Origin of the sequence: Staphylococcus sp. T93 (genome assembly GCF_016743875.1) — a bacterium.
Taxonomy (GTDB): Bacteria; Bacillota; Bacilli; order Staphylococcales; family Staphylococcaceae; genus Staphylococcus; species Staphylococcus aureus.
Map to the genome: position 1 here is coordinate 2,340,257 of NZ_CP068247.1, position 18,043 is coordinate 2,358,299.

The window sequence follows — 18,043 nt, forward strand, 5'->3', positions numbered from 1 at the left end:
TTTATACTCTTTGAAAATATATTTTACAGAATTTTATCTAAATATTTAAAAAAATATCTTAATATCCTTGTAATCCGATAAGAATTATAGTAATATTTTTTCAACCATTGTTATAGGAGGTCTTATTAATGACATTATTTTTATTAGAAGCTAACAATCTTGATTTTGCATCAACGAAAGAAGAACTAGAAGCAAAGGCAGCATCACTATCTACGAAGACAATTCCAACATTAATTGAAGTACAAGCTACTGAAAATTTAACTCATGGTTATTTTATTGTGGAAGCAAATGACGAAGCAGAAGCTAAACAATTTTTAACAGAAGCAGATATTAGTATTCAATTAGTCAAAGAAGTACGCTTAGTTGGTAAAGATTTAGATGAAGTTAAAAATGGTGATGCACATGTTGATTACCTTGTAACTTGGAACATTCCGGAAGGCATTACGATGGATCAATATTTAGCACGTAAAAAGAAAAATTCTGTTCATTATGAAGAAGTGCCAGAAGTTGAATTTAAACGCACATATGTATGTGAAGATATGTCTAAATGTATTTGTTTATACAACGCACCTGATGAAGAAGCGGTACGTCGCGCGCGCAAAGCAGTTGATACACCGATTGATGGCATCGAAAAACTTTAATAAGACAACAAGTTGATGAGATATATGTATATAGGTTTGGCATGGATTTCGATTGCAGTTAATTAGAATAGCTCAATGCTATAAATGTAAGTAGTTGATATGAAGAAACTAATGAACTAAATGCAAGTATTGTCTAAAACAATCATTTTATTGAAATTTAGTAGAGCTGAAATTAATATAACGTCGTTAATTGAATAACGCTTATGTTATAAGAGCACTCATACCAAACCATAATCATCTATAGATATAACAATTCACGATATAAGGGCTGTGTTTGGCATAGCCCTTTAGATATACACTTAATTCCTATTAAAATAGTAGGGATTAAAAGGGGGCTTGTCATGATTAAAATTCAACAATTACAACATCACTTTGGATCACATAAAGTAATTCATAACTTTAATTTGGACATTAGCAAGGGAGAAATAGTCACTTTCATAGGGAAAAGTGGTTGCGGAAAGTCTACTTTACTCAATATTATCGGTGGATTTATTCATCCATCGTCTGGTCGTGTCATTATTGATAACGAAATTAAACAACAGCCATCTCCAGATTGTTTAATGCTATTTCAACATCATAATTTGCTGCCATGGAAAACGATTAATGACAACATTAGGATTGGATTACAACAGAAAATTAGTGATGAAGAGATTAACGCACAGCTTAAATTAGTTGATTTAGAAGACAGGGGAAAGCATTTTCCCGAGCAACTGTCCGGGGGTATGAAACAACGTGTGGCACTATGTCGAGCGCATGTGCATAAGCTTAACGTTATATTGATGGATGAGCCATTAGGTGCATTAGATGCATTTACACGTTATAAACTTCAGGATCAACTAGTGCAACTAAAACATAAAACGCAATCAACTATTATTTTAGTGACGCATGACATTGATGAAGCTATTTATCTTTCCGACCGCATTGTTCTGTTAGGTGAAGGGTGCAATATTATTTCTCAATATGAAATTACAGCATCACATCCACGCAGTCGTAATGATAGCCACCTACTTAAGATTCGTAATGAAATTATGGAAACATTTGCATTGAATCATCATCAAGTTGAACCTGAATATTATTTATAAGGAGTGAGTGACGATGAAAAGGTTAAGCATAATCGTCATCATTGGAATCTTTATAATTACAGGATGTGATTGGCAAAGGACGTCTAAAGAACGGTCTAAAAATGCCCAAAATCAGCAAGTGATTAAAATTGGATATTTGCCGATTACACATTCAGCTAATTTGATGATGACTAAAAAATTATTATCACAATACAATCATCCGAAATATAAACTAGAATTAGTTAAATTCAATAATTGGCCAGATTTAATGGACGCATTAAACAGTGGTCGTATTGATGGTGCATCAACTTTAATAGAGCTAGCGATGAAATCAAAACAGAAGGGCTCAAATATAAAGGCTGTGGCATTGGGCCATCATGAAGGCAATGTCATTATGGGACAAAAAGGTATGCACTTAAATGAATTTAATAATAATGGCGATGATTACCATTTTGGTATACCACATCGTTATTCAACACATTATCTTTTACTTGAGGAATTACGTAAACAATTAAAGATTAAACCGGGGCATTTTAGCTATCATGAAATGTCGCCAGCAGAAATGCCAGCCGCATTGAGTGAACACAGAATTACAGGGTATTCTGTAGCCGAACCATTCGGTGCACTGGGTGAAAAGTTAGGCAAAGGTAAGACTTTGAAACATGGTGATGACGTTATACCTGATGCGTATTGCTGTGTGCTAGTACTGAGAGGGGAATTGCTTGATCAACACAAGGATGTAGCGCAAGCATTTGTACAAGATTATAAAAAGTCTGGCTTTAAAATGAATGATCGCAAGCAAAGTGTAGACATTATGACGCATCATTTTAAACAAAGTCGTGACGTTTTAACACAGTCAGCGGCATGGACATCCTATGGTGATTTAACAATTAAGCCATCCGGCTATCAAGAAATTACGACATTGGTAAAACAACATCATTTGTTTAATCCACCTGCATATGATGACTTTGTTGAACCGTCATTGTATAAGGAGGCATCGCGTTCATGACACGTCCCACAAATAACAAATTTATATTACCTATTATCACATTTATTATTTTCTTAGGCATTTGGGAAATGGTCATTATTATTGGGCATTACCAACCTGTATTGTTACCGGGTCCTGCTCTTGTAGGAAAAAGTATATGGTCTTTCATTGTTACTGGAGAAATTTTCCAACATTTAGCAATTAGTTTATGGAGATTTGTAGCGGGCTTTGTTGTCGCATTGTTGGTTGCTATTCCATTGGGCTTCTTGCTTGGAAGGAATCGTTGGCTATACAACGCTATCGAACCGCTATTTCAATTGATTAGGCCGATATCTCCGATAGCATGGGCACCATTTGTTGTTCTATGGTTTGGTATTGGTAGTTTGCCAGCGATTGCGATTATTTTTATCGCTGCTTTTTTCCCAATTGTGTTCAATACTATTAAAGGCGTTAGAGACATTGAACCTCAATATTTAAAAATAGCAGCAAATTTAAATTTAACTGGGTGGTCATTGTATCGCAATATATTATTTCCCGGGGCATTTAAACAAATCATGGCTGGGATACATATGGCGGTAGGAACAAGTTGGATATTTTTAGTTTCTGGTGAAATGATTGGTGCACAATCGGGATTAGGTTTTTTAATCGTTGATGCACGAAATATGTTGAACTTAGAAGATGTTTTAGCAGCAATATTCTTTATCGGATTATTTGGTTTTATTATTGATCGATTCATTAGTTATATTGAGCAGTTTATACTTAGAAGATTTGGTGAATAAGGAGAGATGATGATGACTTTAGAAACGCTTATCAAAGAACAATTAGATCCTCATTTAGTAGAAGTTGATGAAGGGACGTATTATCCGAGAACATTTATTCAGCAATTATTTGTAGATGGTTATTTCGGTGAGGCGGCATTGAGAAAAAATGCTGAAGTAATCGAAGCTGTATCGCAGTCTTGTTTGACAACAGGATTTTGTTTATGGTGCCAATTAGCTTTTTCAACGTATTTAGAAAATGCCACGCAGCCACATTTAAATAATGACTTACAACAGCAATTGTTATCTGGAGAAATATTAGGTGCTACCGGATTGTCTAATCCGATGAAGTCATTTAATGATTTAGAAAAGTTGAACCTTGAACACACTTATGTTGATGGACAATTGGTTGTCAGTGGACGTATGCCAGCTGTAAGTAATATTCAAGAAGACCATTATTTTGGTGCGATTTCGAAACATGAATCATCAGATGAATTTGTCATGTTCATTCTACGTGCCAATCAAGATGGTATCACTCTTGTTGAAAAAACCAATTTTTTAGGAGTCAACGGGTCAGCAACGTATCAAATCACATTGAATCAAGTCGTAGTGCCACAATCACAAATTATCACGCATGATGCGAAGCAGTTTGCGGCAACTATTCGCCCGCAATTTATTGCTTACCAAATTCCAATAGGATTAGGCTCAATTAAAAGTTCTTTAGAGTTAATTGATGCATTTTCAAATGTGCAAAACGGAATAAATCAATATTTAGAGTATGATGTTGAAGCTTTTAAAAAACGTTATCGTCAACTTAGAGAGGAATATTATGCAATATTAGATGACGGTAACTTAACTTCACATTTAAATGAATTAATATCATTGAAGAAGGACATCGGCTATTTATTGTTAGATGTAAATCAAGCTTCTGTTGTCAATGGTGGTTCTAGAGCGTACACACCATATTCGCCACAAGTTCGCAAGTTAAAAGAAGGATTCTTCTTCGCAGCATTGACACCGACATTAAGACATTTAGGTAAACTTGAAGCAGAGTTGAAGGGGTAAGTGTGATAAGCTGATTTTTTGTTTAGATGCGTTTGTTGAAACATTTTTTAAAATAATATAAATCTTAGTTTATAAACATTTTCTGTTAATTTGTTATATCCTTTTAACTAGGAAAATATACATTTCGTAATAATAATAATCGTTATCATTGAAAAAGTGTTAATAAGGTGTATAATGAAAATGTGAACAATTAATGAACTTCTTATTTTAAAGAAGGTGAATACTATAGATACGCATACTAAAGAACAACAATTCTCGAATCTAGTAAGATCTTATCGTAAAGAATACGTGGGTAAAGGACCCAATAGTATTCGAGTGTCGTTTAAAGATAATTGGGCGATTGCACATATGACAGGTGTTTTGAGTAAAGTTGAGAGTTTTTACCTAAACGACAAACGCAATGAATCGATGCTCCATTATACACGCACAGAGAAGATTAAACAGATGTATAAAGAAATAGATGTAAATGAGATGGAAAGTCTTGTAGGCGCTAAGTTTGTAAAATTATTTACAGATATTGATTTGAATGATGATGAAGTCATTTCAATATTTGTTTTCGATAAGTCAATAGAATAAGTGTTGCTGGTGTAAGGTACACGGTGCTGTTTGCTAACTTCGCTTTGAATTTAACAATAATTCAAGGGGGTGGTATGTCAAACGGTGCCGTTTTTTTGTCATATTTTTAAAACAAGCAACATGCAACACGTACTTTAAGGAAGTCAAAATTTATCATTTAGGAGAGATGGATATGAAAATCGTAGCATTATTTCCAGAAGCAGTAGAAGGTCAAGAAAATCAATTACTTAATACTAAAAAAGCATTAGGATTAAAAACATTTTTAGAGGAAAGAGGACATGAGTTCATTATATTAGCAGATAATGGTGAAGACTTAGATAAACATTTACCAGATATGGATGTGATTATTAGTGCGCCATTTTATCCTGCATATATGACTCGTGAACGTATTGAAAAAGCACCGAACTTGAAATTAGCAATTACAGCAGGTGTAGGATCTGACCATGTAGATTTAGCGGCAGCAAGTGAACACAATATTGGTGTCGTTGAAGTTACAGGAAGTAATACAGTTAGTGTGGCAGAACATGCGGTTATGGATTTATTAATACTTCTTAGAAACTATGAAGAAGGTCATCGTCAATCAGTAGAAGGTGAATGGAACTTGTCTCAAGTAGGTAATCATGCGCATGAATTACAACACAAAACAATTGGTATTTTTGGATTTGGTCGAATTGGACAACTTGTTGCTGAAAGATTAGCGCCATTTAATGTAACATTACAACACTATGATCCAATCAATCAACAAGACCATAAATTGTCTAAATTTGTAAGCTTTGATGAACTTGTTTCAACAAGTGATGCGATTACAATTCATGCACCATTAACACCAGAAACTGATAACTTATTTGATAAAGATGTTTTAAGTCGTATGAAAAAACACAGTTATTTAGTGAATACTGCACGTGGTAAAATTGTAAATCGCGATGCGTTAGTTGAAGCGTTAGCATCCGAGCATTTACAAGGATATGCTGGTGATGTTTGGTATCCACAACCTGCACCTGCTGATCATCCATGGAGAACAATGCCTAGAAATGCTATGACGGTTCACTATTCAGGTATGACTTTAGAAGCACAAAAACGTATTGAAGATGGAGTTAAAGATATTTTAGAGCGTTTCTTCAATCATGAACCTTTCCAAGATAAAGATATTATTGTTGCAAGTGGTCGTATTGCTAGTAAAAGTTATACAGCTAAATAGAATAAGGATGCTGGGCTAGCGATTAACGCTTTCAATTTTATATAAATGAATCATATAAGCACTACTGCTGTTGTAAAGATGGCAGTAGTTTTTTTATGATTACATCTAAGTATAGTCACGGCTATGTTAGGACAATGATTTAACATTTACGCACATATGTGTTCACTTACGCAATTATTGATAAATTTCATTCATTTGGAATAATATATAGTCATATAGTGCTAATTTTTTTGAGGCATTATATGCAAGATGCATTGTAAAGTCGATGCATTTGTTTGTTAAATAACTTTGTATAACTAAAAATTCTTTGTTTCAACGTATAATCTAATAATAGATTTTATATAAATGGTAGTGTGTATATATGTGGAAAGGGGTGTAGTTATTAATGAAACGCTTAAGTACGACTTTGAAAGTACGATTGATTAGCAATTTTTTACAGCTAATTATTACGACAGCATTTATACCGTTTATAGCACTATATTTAACAGATATGTTAAGTCAATCAATTGTCGGTATATATCTTGTTGGTTTAGTGGTTCTAAAATTTCCATTGTCCATTATATCTGGTTACCTTATTGAGATATTTCCGAAAAAGTTGCTAGTACTTATTTATCAAGCGACGATGGTGATAATGCTTGTGTTCATGGGCGTATTTGGGTCACATCAATTGTGGCAAATTATTGGTTTTTGTGTTGCATATGCCATATTTACAATCGTTTGGGGATTACAATTTCCAGTTATGGACACATTAATTATGGATGCAATTACCGAAGACGTGGAACATTATATTTACAAGATTAGCTATTGGATGACAAACTTATCGGTAGCTATTGGGGCATTGTTAGGTGGCTTGATGTATGGCTACAGTATGTTACTACTTTTCTTAATAGCAGCTTGTATATTTTTAATTGTACTCTTTATTTTATATATTTGGTTACCTCAAGACCGAAATCAAGTAAAGCAAAGTGATGACAAGAGGCATGCAAGTCGTTATCAAAAATTACAAATAATGAATATATTTCGCAGTTATAAATTAGTTTTGAAAGACCGTAATTATATGTTATTGATTTCGGGGTTCAGTATCATCATGATGGGTGAATTTTCAATCTCCTCATATATTGCTATTAGACTAAAGGATCAGTTTGAAACAATAAGTATAGGTTCATATGATATTACAGGTGCTAAGATGTTAGCAATCTTGCTAATGATTAATACGGTCGTCGTCATTTTACTCACGTATTCAATCTCGAAAGTTGTATTGAAAATAGATTTTAAAAAAGCTTTAATCACTGGTTTGCTGATTTATATTGTTGGCTATAGTGGTCTAACCTATCTTAATCAGTTTGGCTTATTAGTTGTTTTTATGATAATTGCGACTGTAGGTGAAATTATTTATTCGCCTATAGTTTCAGAACAACGCTTTAAAATTATTCCTAAAGCTAAAAGAGGAACATATAGTGCAGTTAATGCATTAGGTATTCATTTTTCAGAAACACTAGCTAGGTTAGGGATTGTGTTGGGTGTTTTCTTAACGTCATTACAAATGGGACTGTATATGTTTATCGTTTTAACAATTGGTGCTAGCATGCTTGTTGCTGGTGTATTTGGGGGACAAAAACAAGTGAATACAAATTGAATTTATTTAAATATTTATTTTATGCATCTTTTTATATGGAAAACCTATTAATTTGGTCGTAATTAAAATAGAGATAAATTTATTAAGAATTTGTTAAAATTTAAGGATAACAATTGTTTTATGCGAGTTGTTTGTTTAATATAAACTTGCTTCATGGATATTTTGTAACAACAATATTGAGTTTGCAATGAGATGTGAACAACAGAAAGTGATTAACGATTTGTAGTGTGCTATTTATCGAAGATGTATGTAATTTACATTGAAAAATATACCAATTGTAACGATGATACAAGATGTATTTTAGGGTAGAATATATCGCTCATATGTTGCGAATGGTGTTTTATATTAATCATTACATAACGAGTTAATTAACATTTCGTCGGTTATCATATCATCATGCAATTTCAGTAAGTAATGAGTATTATGATATGAAAGAAGGACTTTTTATGATTATGGGTAATTTGAGATTTCAACAGGAATATTTTCGTATATACAAAAATAATACAGAATCAACGACACACCGTAATGCGTATTGGGTTAAACTCGCTAAAAATGTTGAAGCTACTAAAATGATGTATGCATTATCGACAATTGTGCAACAACATGCATCTATAAGACATTTTTTTGATGTTACTACCGATGACAATTTAACAATGATACTTCATGAATTTCTGCCTTTTATTGAGATAAAACAAGTTCCATCTTCTTCCGCAAACTATGATTTAGAAGCTTTTTTTAAGCAAGAATTAAGTACTTACCATTTTAATGATTCACCTTTATTCAAAGTTAAATTGTTTCAGTTCGCTGATGCTGCATATATACTATTAGATTTTCATGTGTCCATTTTCGATGATAGTCAAATTGATATTTTTCTTGATGATTTATGCAATGCATATCGTGGCAATACTGTTATTAACAATACTCGACAGCATGCACATATAAATAGAAATGATGATAAAGACAATCAAGATGCATCGCATATAGCATTAGACTCAAACTATTTTCGGTTAGAGAATAACTCTGACATCCATATTGATAGTTATTTTCCAATTAAGCATCCATTTGAACAAGCTTTATATCAAACGTATTTGATTGATGATATGACATCAATAGATATGGCATCGTTGGCTGTTAGTGTGTATTTAGCTAATCATATAATGAGTCAACAACATGATGTCACATTAGGTATACATGTACCATCACATTTACCAAATGATTTACACGGAAATATTGTGCCGTTAACGTTAACAATCGATGCAAAAGATGTATGTCAACGTTTTACAACAGATTTTAATAAATGTGTGTTGCAAAATATGTCGCAATTACAGTGCGCGAAGTCTTCGCTTTCACTAGAGACTATTTTTCATTGTTATCATCATATGATGTCTTGTTGTAATGATGTTATTGAGGATGTACATCAAATACATGATGCACATACATCTTTAGCGGATATTGAAATTTTTCCACATCAACACGGGTTCAAAATTATATATAACAGTGCAGCATATGATTTGCTCTCAATCGAGACGCTGAGTGACTTAGTTCGAAATATTTATTTGCAAATTACTGAAGAAAATGGAAATAAACGAACAACTGTAGATGAACTTAATTTGATGACAGAACGTGATATTCAATTATATGACGATATCAATTTAAGTTTGCCTGAGATAGATGATGCGCAAACAGTTGTTACCTTATTTGAGCAACAAGTTGAAGCAACGCCGAATCATGTCGCTGTGCAATTTGACGGAGTGTTTATAACATATCAAACATTGAATGCACGCGCGAATGATTTAGCACACCGTTTGAGAAACCAGTATGGTGTTGAACCTAATGATCGTGTCGCTGTCATAGCTGAAAAAAGTATTGAGATGATAATAGCGATGATAGGTGTGTTGAAAGCTGGTGGGGCTTACGTGCCAATTGATCCGAACTATCCAAGTGATCGTCAGGAGTACATTTTAAAAGATGTAACGCCTAAAGTTGTAATAACGTACCAAGCTTTATATGAAAATGGTAAACAAAATATTAATCACATTGATTTGAATAAGATAGCGTGGAAAAATATTGATAATCTTTCTAAATGTAACACGTTAGAAGATCATGCTTATGTTATTTACACGTCGGGGACAACTGGTAACCCTAAAGGGACACTAATTCCGCACCGAGGTATTGTTCGCTTGGTCCATCAAAATCATTATGTACCATTAAATGAAGAGACGACGATTTTGTTATCAGGAACTATAGCCTTTGATGCTGCAACATTTGAAATATATGGTGCATTGCTCAATGGTGGAAAGCTGATTGTTGCTAAAAAAGAACAATTATTAAATCCAATAGCGGTAGAACAATTAATCAATGAAAATGACGTTAATACTATGTGGTTAACCTCCTCATTATTTAATCAGATTGCTAGTGAACGAATAGAAGTATTGGTACCGTTAAAGTATTTATTAATTGGTGGAGAAGTATTGAATGCTAAGTGGGTGGATTTGCTTAATCAAAAACCGAAGCATCCTCAAATTATTAATGGTTATGGACCAACTGAAAATACAACATTTACAACGACGTATAATATACCTAACAAAGTTCCAAATCGTATTCCTATTGGTAAACCGATTCTGGGTACTCATGTTTATATCATGCAAGGCGAGCGTCGGTGTGGCGTTGGTATTCCTGGAGAATTATGTACAAGTGGCTTTGGGTTAGCTGCAGGTTATTTAAATCAGCCAGAATTGACAGCAGATAAATTTATCAAAGATTCAAATATAAATCAGCTGATGTATAGAAGTGGTGATATCGTTCGTTTGTTACCCGATGGCAACATAGATTATTTATATCGAAAGGACAAACAAGTTAAGATTCGAGGGTTTAGGATTGAGTTGTCAGAGGTTGAGCATGCGCTCGAGCGTATACAAGGTATTAATAAAGCAGTTGTTATTGTTCAAAATCATGATCAAGATCAGTATATCGTTGCTTATTATGAAGCGATGCATACATTATCACATAATAAGATTAAATCACAATTACGTATGACCTTACCGGAGTACATGATACCAGTTAATTTCATGCATATTGAGCAAATTCCTATTACTATTAATGGGAAATTAGATAAGAAGGCATTGCCTATCATGGACTATGTCGATACGGATGCCTATGTAGCACCGAGTACAGATACCGAACACTTGCTATGCCAAATTTTTGCAGATATTTTACATGTGAATCAAGTAGGTATTCATGATAATTTCTTTGAATTAGGTGGCCATTCATTAAAAGCAACGTTAGTGGTGAATCGGATAGAGGCATCTACTGGGAAACGATTACAAATTGGTGATTTATTACAAAAGCCAACTGTATTTGAACTAGCACAAGCGATTGCTAAGGTTCAAGAACAAAACTATGAAGTGATTCCAGAAACTATAGTTAAAGATGATTATGTGCTGAGCTCTGCACAAAAGCGTATGTATTTATTATGGAAATCAAACCATAAAGATACGGTGTATAACGTACCTTTTTTATGGCGGTTATCATCAGAACTTAATGTAGCTCAATTGCGACAAGCAGTGCAGCGTTTGATAGCGCGACATGAGATTTTACGAACACAATATATTGTTGTAGATGATGAGGTTCGACAACGTATTGTGGCAGATGTTGCAGTTGACTTTGAAGAAGTTAACACGCATTTTACGGATGAACAAGAAATCATGCGCCAATTTGTAGCACCTTTTAATTTGGAAAAGCCAAGTCAAATTAGAGTGAGATACATTAGAAGTCCCTTACATGCATACCTCTTTATAGATACGCATCATATCATTAATGACGGTATGAGTAATATACAATTAATGAATGATCTTAACGCACTTTATCAACATAAATTATTGTTACCACTTAAATTGCAATATAAAGACTATAGTGAGTGGATGTCGCATCGTGATATGACGAAACATAGACAATATTGGTTATCTCAATTCAAAGATGAAGTACCTATTTTAAGCTTACCGACAGACTATGTTAGACCAAATATTAAAACGACAAATGGAGCAATGATGTCATTTACAATGAATCAACAAATGAGACAGCTACTTCAAAAGTATGTAGAAAAGCATCAAATTACTGATTTTATGTTCTTTATGAGTGTGGTCATGACGTTGTTAAGTAGATATGCTCGAAAAGATGATGTTGTTGTCGGTAGTGTGATGAGTGCGCGTATGCATAAAGGCACGGAGCAAATGCTAGGCATGTTTGCTAATACGTTGGTATATAGAGGGCAACCGTCACCTGATAAAATGTGGACACAGTTTTTACAAGAGGTTAAGGAAATGAGTTTGGAGGCATACGAGCATCAAGAATACCCATTCGAATGTTTAGTAAATGACTTAGATCAATCACATGATGCCTCACGGAATCCATTATTTGATGTCATGTTAGTACTACAAAACAATGAAACGAATCATGCTCATTTTGGGCATAGTAAATTAACACACATTCAACCCAAATCAGTGACGGCGAAATTTGATTTATCTTTCATCATTGAAGAAGATCGCGATGACTATACAATCAATATCGAGTATAATACCGATTTATATCACTCAGAAACAGTTCGTCACATGGGTAATCAATGTATGATTATGATTGATTATATTTTGAAGCATCAAGATACACTACAAATTTGTGATATACCAAACGGCACGGAGGAACTTCTAAATTGGGTCAATACGCATGTTAACGATCGAATGCTTAATGTCCCGGGAAATAAATCTATCATAAGTTACTTTAATGAAGTTGTCTCACGACAAGGTAATCATGTTGCGCTAGTCATGAATGATTTGACAATGACGTATGAAACATTACGCAACTATGTGGATGCCATTGCGCACATGCTCCTATCAAATGGTGTGGGCAATGGTCAACGGGTTGCCTTGTTTACAGAACGTAGTTTTGAAATGATTGCGGCGATGTTGGCGACAGTTAAAGTAGGTGCATCTTATATACCTATCGATATTGATTTTCCGAATAAACGACAAGGTGCAATTTTGGAGGATGCTAAAGTAACTGCAGTCATGTCTTACGGCGTTGAAATTGAAACGACATTACCAGTCATTCAATTGGAAAATGCTAAAGGCTTTGTTGAATCAAAGGAAAATGAACAATATGATGATTTACATGGCAATCAACTTGAAAACACAGCGATGTTAGATAATGAGATGTATGCTATTTACACATCTGGTACGACCGGGATGCCTAAAGGGGTTGCCATACGACAACGAAATTTGTTGAATTTAGTGCATGCATGGTCAACTGAATTGCAATTAGGCGACAATGAAGTATTTTTGCAACATGCAAATATTGTTTTTGATGCATCAGTTATGGAGATTTATTGTTGTTTGTTAAATGGTCATACGCTTGTGATTCCAGATAGAGAGGAACGTGTTAATCCAGAACAGTTACAACAACTCATTAATAAGCATCGTGTGACGGTTGCGTCGATTCCGTTACAGATGTGTAGTGTTATGGAAGACTTTTATATTGAAAAGTTGATTACAGGCGGGGCAACTAGTACGGCATCCTTTGTTAAATATATTGAGAAGCATTGTGGCACGTATTTCAATGCCTATGGACCATCTGAGTCAACAGTCATCACATCGTATTGGTCACATCATTGTGGTGATTTGATACCTGAGACGATTCCAATTGGCAAACCCTTATCTAACATCCAAGTGTATATTATGTCAGATGGTTTGTTATGCGGTATTGGTATGCCAGGCGAGTTGTGTATTGCAGGTGATAGTTTAGCGATAGGATATATTAATCGTCCAGAATTAATGGCTGATAAATGGCAAAATAATCCATTTGGTAAAGGAAAGTTGTATCATAGTGGTGATTTAGCACGTTATACATCTGATGGTCAAATTGAATTTTTAGGAAGAATAGATAAACAAGTGAAAGTTAACGGGTACCGTATTGAACTTGATGAAATTGAAAATGCAATATTAGCTATTCGTGGTATATCTGATTGTGTTGTAACAGTAAGTCACTTTGATACGCATGATATATTGAATGCTTATTATGTCGGAGAGCAACAAGTGGAACAGGATTTGAAGCAATATTTAAATGATCAGCTGCCTAAGTATATGATTCCTAAGACTATAACGCATATCGATTGTATGCCATTAACCACGAATGACAAGGTGGATACTACGCGTTTGCCAAATCCATCACCTATACAACAGTCTAATAAAGTGTATAGCGAACCCTCTAATGAAATTGAGCAGACATTTGTTGATGTATTTGGAGAGGTATTGAAACAAAATGATGTCGGTGTTGACGATGATTTCTTTGAACTTGGTGGTAACTCATTAGAGGCGATGTTAGTTGTCTCGCATTTAAAACGATTTGGCCATCATATTTCAATGCAGACATTATACCAATATAAAACCGTGCGACAGATTGTTAATTATATGTACCAAAATCAACAATCATTAGTTGCATTACCGGATAATCTTTCGGAATTACAAAAGATTGTTATGTCTCGTTATAACTTGGGTATTTTAGAGGATAGTCTAAGTCATCGACCTCTAGGAAATACACTATTGACTGGCGCGACAGGTTTTTTAGGTGCTTATCTGATTGAAGTACTACAAGGATACAGTCATCGCATTTATTGTTTCATACGTGCTGATAATGAGGAAATAGCATGGTATAAGTTGATGACGAATTTAAATGATTATTTTTCAGAAGAGACGGTTGAAATAATGTTATCAAACATTGAAGTCATTGTTGGTGATTTCGAGTGTATGGATGATGTTGTTTTACCAGAAAACATGGATACGATTATTCATGCAGGTGCTCGTACAGATCACTTTGGTGATGATGATGAATTTGAAAAAGTAAATGTTCAAGGTACTGTTGATGTCATACGTTTGGCACAACAACATCATGCAAGGTTAATATATGTGTCTACGATAAGTGTGGGAACTTATTTTGATATAGACACAGAAGATGTGACATTTTCAGAAGCGGATGTCTATAAAGGGCAACTACTAACATCACCATATACACGGAGCAAATTTTATAGTGAATTAAAAGTATTAGAAGCTGTAAATAATGGCTTAGATGGTCGGATTGTACGTGTTGGTAATTTGACGAATCCTTACAATGGAAGATGGCATATGAGAAATATAAAGACTAACCGTTTTTCAATGGTAATGAATGATTTGTTACAACTGGATTGTATCGGGGTTAGCATGGCTGAAATGCCTGTAGATTTTTCTTTTGTGGATACGACTGCAAGACAAATTGTCGCATTAGCACAGGTCAACACACCACAAATCATTTACCATGTGCTATCACCTAATAAAATGCCGGTGAAATCTTTGTTAGAATGCGTTAAGCGCAAAGAAATTGAACTCGTCAGCGATGAATCATTTAATGAAATTTTACAGAAACAAGACATGTACGAAACGATTGGATTAACTAGTGTTGACCGTGAACAACAACTAGCAATGATAGATACAACATTAACATTAAAAATAATGAATCACATCAGTGAAAAATGGCCAACGATAACTAACAATTGGCTGTATCATTGGGCACAATATATCAAAACAATATTCAATAAGTAAGTAGGGAAAGTTATGACAGTATTTGTAATGCAATTACAGAGTAACTTGAAAAGTATTGAAGAATTAATATCACAAAGTCGTTGGTCATATAAAAAACCGCGTACAGTCAACTATAGATACAATCAAGATAAACTCATGCACAGATTGGGAGATATTTTAGTGCAATATGGAATTCAACATGACACAGGTTTATTACCACATGAATGGCATTATCACATTTCGCCACGAGGTAAGGCAGATATTGTTCAACACAATCGTGATGGACAGCCCATCTATGTGAGCTTATCATATAGTTATCCTTATATCGTGTGTGTTGTCGATAAAGAACCAGTTGGTATTGATATCGAAAAGATATCACAACGTTTAGACTGGCGTACGTTAGTGACGTGTTTCTCTACAAACGAAGCACATCAAATATGTAGTTTAAATGATTTTTATCAAATATGGACACAAAAAGAAAGTTTTACAAAATTGATTGGTGAAGGTTTAATCAAAGGATTGGACATTTATGATATGACACAATCACACTTTTATCAATCACGTGAAGTGAAGTTCAAACAATTTATTTTTGATCAGTTTATGGTACAGGTATGTTTCTTAGGACAGGCACCCTGGGGTTATAAAAAAGTGTCTGTATTTCAGTTATTGAGTAGTTAATATGACGTCTGACAGTATCATTGCGCAGTGATTTTAAACTATACTGCCTAAATGTTTACTGTTAGATGTTTTTTTATTGGAAAAATGAAAGGTGAATACACGATGGCATCATTCAAAATCATGACGAGATTAAAGTAAGTGATAAGGTAAAAATATACTGAGCAATATTGAAATTACCGAAAATAATAGTTTGTTACGACGCATTTGAGACTTTAATGCTCACGTAAGTTGGCTGGAATCATATCATGTCAGTTAATAAAATAACGTGAGCATCAATCATCATACTCAAACGATGATTTAAAACTCACGTTAATGTTAGTCAGTGTATTAATTTAATTTATAGCGATAGACAAAATGTTGTCGCACTAATTCAATTGTCATCATCCAGACGATATGGCCAAAGAATTCTGACAGATGCTCTTGGAATGGTTGATCCCACACAGCAGGTACAGTATGCATGATTGGCATAATGATAAGGTGGAATAATACCCAAATAGCAATACCAAAAACAGCACCTTGTCCCATTGCTAAGTAAGCGTATTTTTTAACTAATATGCAGTAAATAATTGCAATGACGATAGAAAAACTAAAGTGGACAATAAAGCTTACCCAAGGCAATTCCATATTTGAAAATGTATATGTTTGATGCGTAAACTCACTACTAAATCCTAATTGTTGCAATAACTCTTGAGGTGGGTTCGTTGCATTACGTTCTGGTGTGCGAGGTGGAAACATGACCTCCCAACCTAATTTTACAATTCCAGATAACAAGCCACCGATAATTCCAGCATAAATGAATATACCCATTTGTCGTTTCGTCAACTTAAGGACTCCTCTCTATTTACTATCCTCATTATAGTATTTTGTGAAAATAATCACAATAAAAAGCTTTGCAAAACTTAAAATATTTTGATAAACAAATTTGTAAAAGGTTATTAGTTTTTTACATCTCATATTGTATCGTACTGTATTCAAAATTGTTAACGAGATGAACGGTAAATAAATGTTTTAGCGCAATGGATAATCGAACTGGAATCATCTCGCGTGTCAAAACTTGTTAGGCCTTAATTTCATAGTTATGAATTAAGGATTGTTGTGCCAACAAAATCATTATTGTAAATAGATTCAATGATATTTGGCTTGTTTCCTGATGCAATGATAACTTTAGGACAGCCATTTTCAATCGCATTTTTGGCATCTAGCACTTTGGGAATCATACCTCCATAAATATCACCATGTTCAATATATTGATGAATATCGACTAATGGCAATTGAGGTATAACAACATCATTGATGAGTACACCTGCAATATTACTTAATACATAAATAGGCGCTTTTAATGATGATGCAATAAAATAGGCAAGCGTGTCAGCATTAATATTGTAAAATTCTCCATCATGGTTATTGAAACCAATCGAATTGATGATAGGTACAAATTTAGTACATAAATACTGTAAAGCATCCTTATTTAAAGCGGTCGGAACACCGACATATCCATATTGTTGATCAAAAGATGTAATTTCAAACAGCTGTGCATCCAAACCACATAAGCCTATTGCAGAACATTGGTGCTGGTTAAATTGAGCTACTAATGCAGTGTTAACGTCTGCAATGAGCGTGTGTTTAGTAATGGTCATGGTTGCTTTATCAGTCACTCTTAGGCCATTAACAAAGTGTGGCTCGATTTGCTGGTTTGATAATGCTTCATTAATAAATGGGCCACCGCCATGAACGATAATGGGGTAGATGTTGTTTGATCGTAAATGCTTAATGTTGTTAATAATTGATGGATGCATGTCACTAAGTGTACTGCCACCAATTTTAATGACAATAAATTTCAT

The 18,043-nt window shown here is 34.1% G+C and carries 12 protein-coding genes; 10 read left to right on the plus strand and 2 right to left on the minus strand.

What is annotated here, in order from left to right:
• Positions 1 to 128 precede the first annotated feature (128 nt).
• The 10 genes from JG553_RS11520 to ausB all read left to right on the plus strand — a co-directional run bounded on the left by JG553_RS11520 (position 129) and on the right by ausB (position 16,202).
• On the plus strand, positions 129 to 641 hold the full coding sequence (locus JG553_RS11520) for a DUF4242 domain-containing protein (protein ID WP_000171919.1): 513 nt from the start codon (positions 129 to 131) through the stop codon (positions 639 to 641).
• A 341-nt stretch (positions 642 to 982) separates the two neighbouring features.
• Complete coding sequence (locus JG553_RS11525) at positions 983 to 1,723, plus strand: ABC transporter ATP-binding protein (protein ID WP_000590848.1); 741 nt, start codon at positions 983 to 985, stop codon at positions 1,721 to 1,723.
• A 13-nt stretch (positions 1,724 to 1,736) separates the two neighbouring features.
• The gene (locus JG553_RS11530) at positions 1,737 to 2,711 is read left to right on the plus strand and encodes an ABC transporter substrate-binding protein (protein ID WP_000826685.1); all 975 of its coding nucleotides are present in this window, start codon (positions 1,737 to 1,739) and stop codon (positions 2,709 to 2,711) included.
• Positions 2,708 to 3,469: an ABC transporter permease gene (locus JG553_RS11535; protein WP_000197958.1), complete on the plus strand. Its 762-nt coding sequence runs from the start codon at positions 2,708 to 2,710 to the stop codon at positions 3,467 to 3,469. Before JG553_RS11530 ends, JG553_RS11535 begins: the two co-directional genes overlap by 4 nt.
• Positions 3,470 to 3,481: 12 nt before the next feature.
• Entirely contained in the window at positions 3,482 to 4,513 is a 1,032-nt protein-coding gene (locus JG553_RS11540; protein ID WP_000171648.1) for an acyl-CoA/acyl-ACP dehydrogenase, read from the plus strand.
• A gap of 216 nt (positions 4,514 to 4,729) precedes the next feature.
• A complete protein-coding gene (locus JG553_RS11545) occupies positions 4,730 to 5,089 on the plus strand; it encodes a Na-translocating system protein MpsC family protein (RefSeq protein WP_001092004.1) in 360 nt (119 codons plus the stop codon).
• Between the two features lie 172 nt (positions 5,090 to 5,261).
• The gene (locus JG553_RS11550) at positions 5,262 to 6,287 is read left to right on the plus strand and encodes an NAD-dependent formate dehydrogenase (protein WP_000706137.1); all 1,026 of its coding nucleotides are present in this window, start codon (positions 5,262 to 5,264) and stop codon (positions 6,285 to 6,287) included.
• 385 nt (positions 6,288 to 6,672) lie between these two features.
• Complete coding sequence (locus JG553_RS11555; RefSeq protein WP_000826862.1) at positions 6,673 to 7,923, plus strand: MDR family MFS transporter; 1,251 nt, start codon at positions 6,673 to 6,675, stop codon at positions 7,921 to 7,923.
• Positions 7,924 to 8,369: 446 nt separating this feature from the next.
• Positions 8,370 to 15,545 (plus strand): aureusimine non-ribosomal peptide synthetase AusA, encoded by a 7,176-nt coding sequence (gene ausA, locus JG553_RS11560; RefSeq protein WP_000605282.1) that lies wholly within the window; start codon positions 8,370 to 8,372, stop codon positions 15,543 to 15,545.
• 12 nt (positions 15,546 to 15,557) lie between these two features.
• A complete protein-coding gene (ausB, locus tag JG553_RS11565) occupies positions 15,558 to 16,202 on the plus strand; it encodes an aureusimine biosynthesis 4'-phosphopantetheinyl transferase AusB (protein ID WP_000215724.1) in 645 nt (214 codons plus the stop codon).
• A 327-nt stretch (positions 16,203 to 16,529) separates the two neighbouring features.
• Here ausB and JG553_RS11570 read toward each other — a convergent pair whose 3' ends face one another.
• Both JG553_RS11570 and argB read right to left on the minus strand, forming a co-directional pair.
• The gene (locus JG553_RS11570) at positions 16,530 to 17,009 is read right to left on the minus strand and encodes a YagU family protein (RefSeq protein WP_001802886.1); all 480 of its coding nucleotides are present in this window, start codon (positions 17,007 to 17,009) and stop codon (positions 16,530 to 16,532) included.
• A gap of 269 nt (positions 17,010 to 17,278) precedes the next feature.
• The gene (gene argB, locus JG553_RS11575; RefSeq protein ID WP_000668894.1) at positions 17,279 to 18,043 is read right to left on the minus strand and encodes an acetylglutamate kinase; all 765 of its coding nucleotides are present in this window, start codon (positions 18,041 to 18,043) and stop codon (positions 17,279 to 17,281) included.

What these genes read in the sequence shown, in the direction of transcription:
- JG553_RS11520 (WP_000171919.1), top strand. Translation starts at nt 129, where the DNA reads ATGACATTATTTTTATTAGAAGCTAACAATCTTGATTTTGCATCAACG.
- JG553_RS11525 (WP_000590848.1), top strand. Translation starts at nt 983, where the DNA reads ATGATTAAAATTCAACAATTACAACATCACTTTGGATCACATAAAGTA.
- JG553_RS11530 (WP_000826685.1), top strand. Translation starts at nt 1,737, where the DNA reads ATGAAAAGGTTAAGCATAATCGTCATCATTGGAATCTTTATAATTACA.
- JG553_RS11535 (WP_000197958.1), top strand. Translation starts at nt 2,708, where the DNA reads ATGACACGTCCCACAAATAACAAATTTATATTACCTATTATCACATTT.
- JG553_RS11540 (WP_000171648.1), top strand. Translation starts at nt 3,482, where the DNA reads ATGACTTTAGAAACGCTTATCAAAGAACAATTAGATCCTCATTTAGTA.
- JG553_RS11550 (WP_000706137.1), top strand. Translation starts at nt 5,262, where the DNA reads ATGAAAATCGTAGCATTATTTCCAGAAGCAGTAGAAGGTCAAGAAAAT.
- JG553_RS11555 (WP_000826862.1), top strand. Translation starts at nt 6,673, where the DNA reads ATGAAACGCTTAAGTACGACTTTGAAAGTACGATTGATTAGCAATTTT.
- ausA (WP_000605282.1), top strand. Translation starts at nt 8,370, where the DNA reads ATGATTATGGGTAATTTGAGATTTCAACAGGAATATTTTCGTATATAC.
- ausB (WP_000215724.1), top strand. Translation starts at nt 15,558, where the DNA reads ATGACAGTATTTGTAATGCAATTACAGAGTAACTTGAAAAGTATTGAA.
- JG553_RS11570 (WP_001802886.1), bottom strand. Translation starts at nt 17,009, where the DNA reads ATGGGTATATTCATTTATGCTGGAATTATCGGTGGCTTGTTATCTGGA.
- argB (WP_000668894.1), bottom strand. Translation starts at nt 18,043, where the DNA reads ATGAAATTTATTGTCATTAAAATTGGTGGCAGTACACTTAGTGACATG.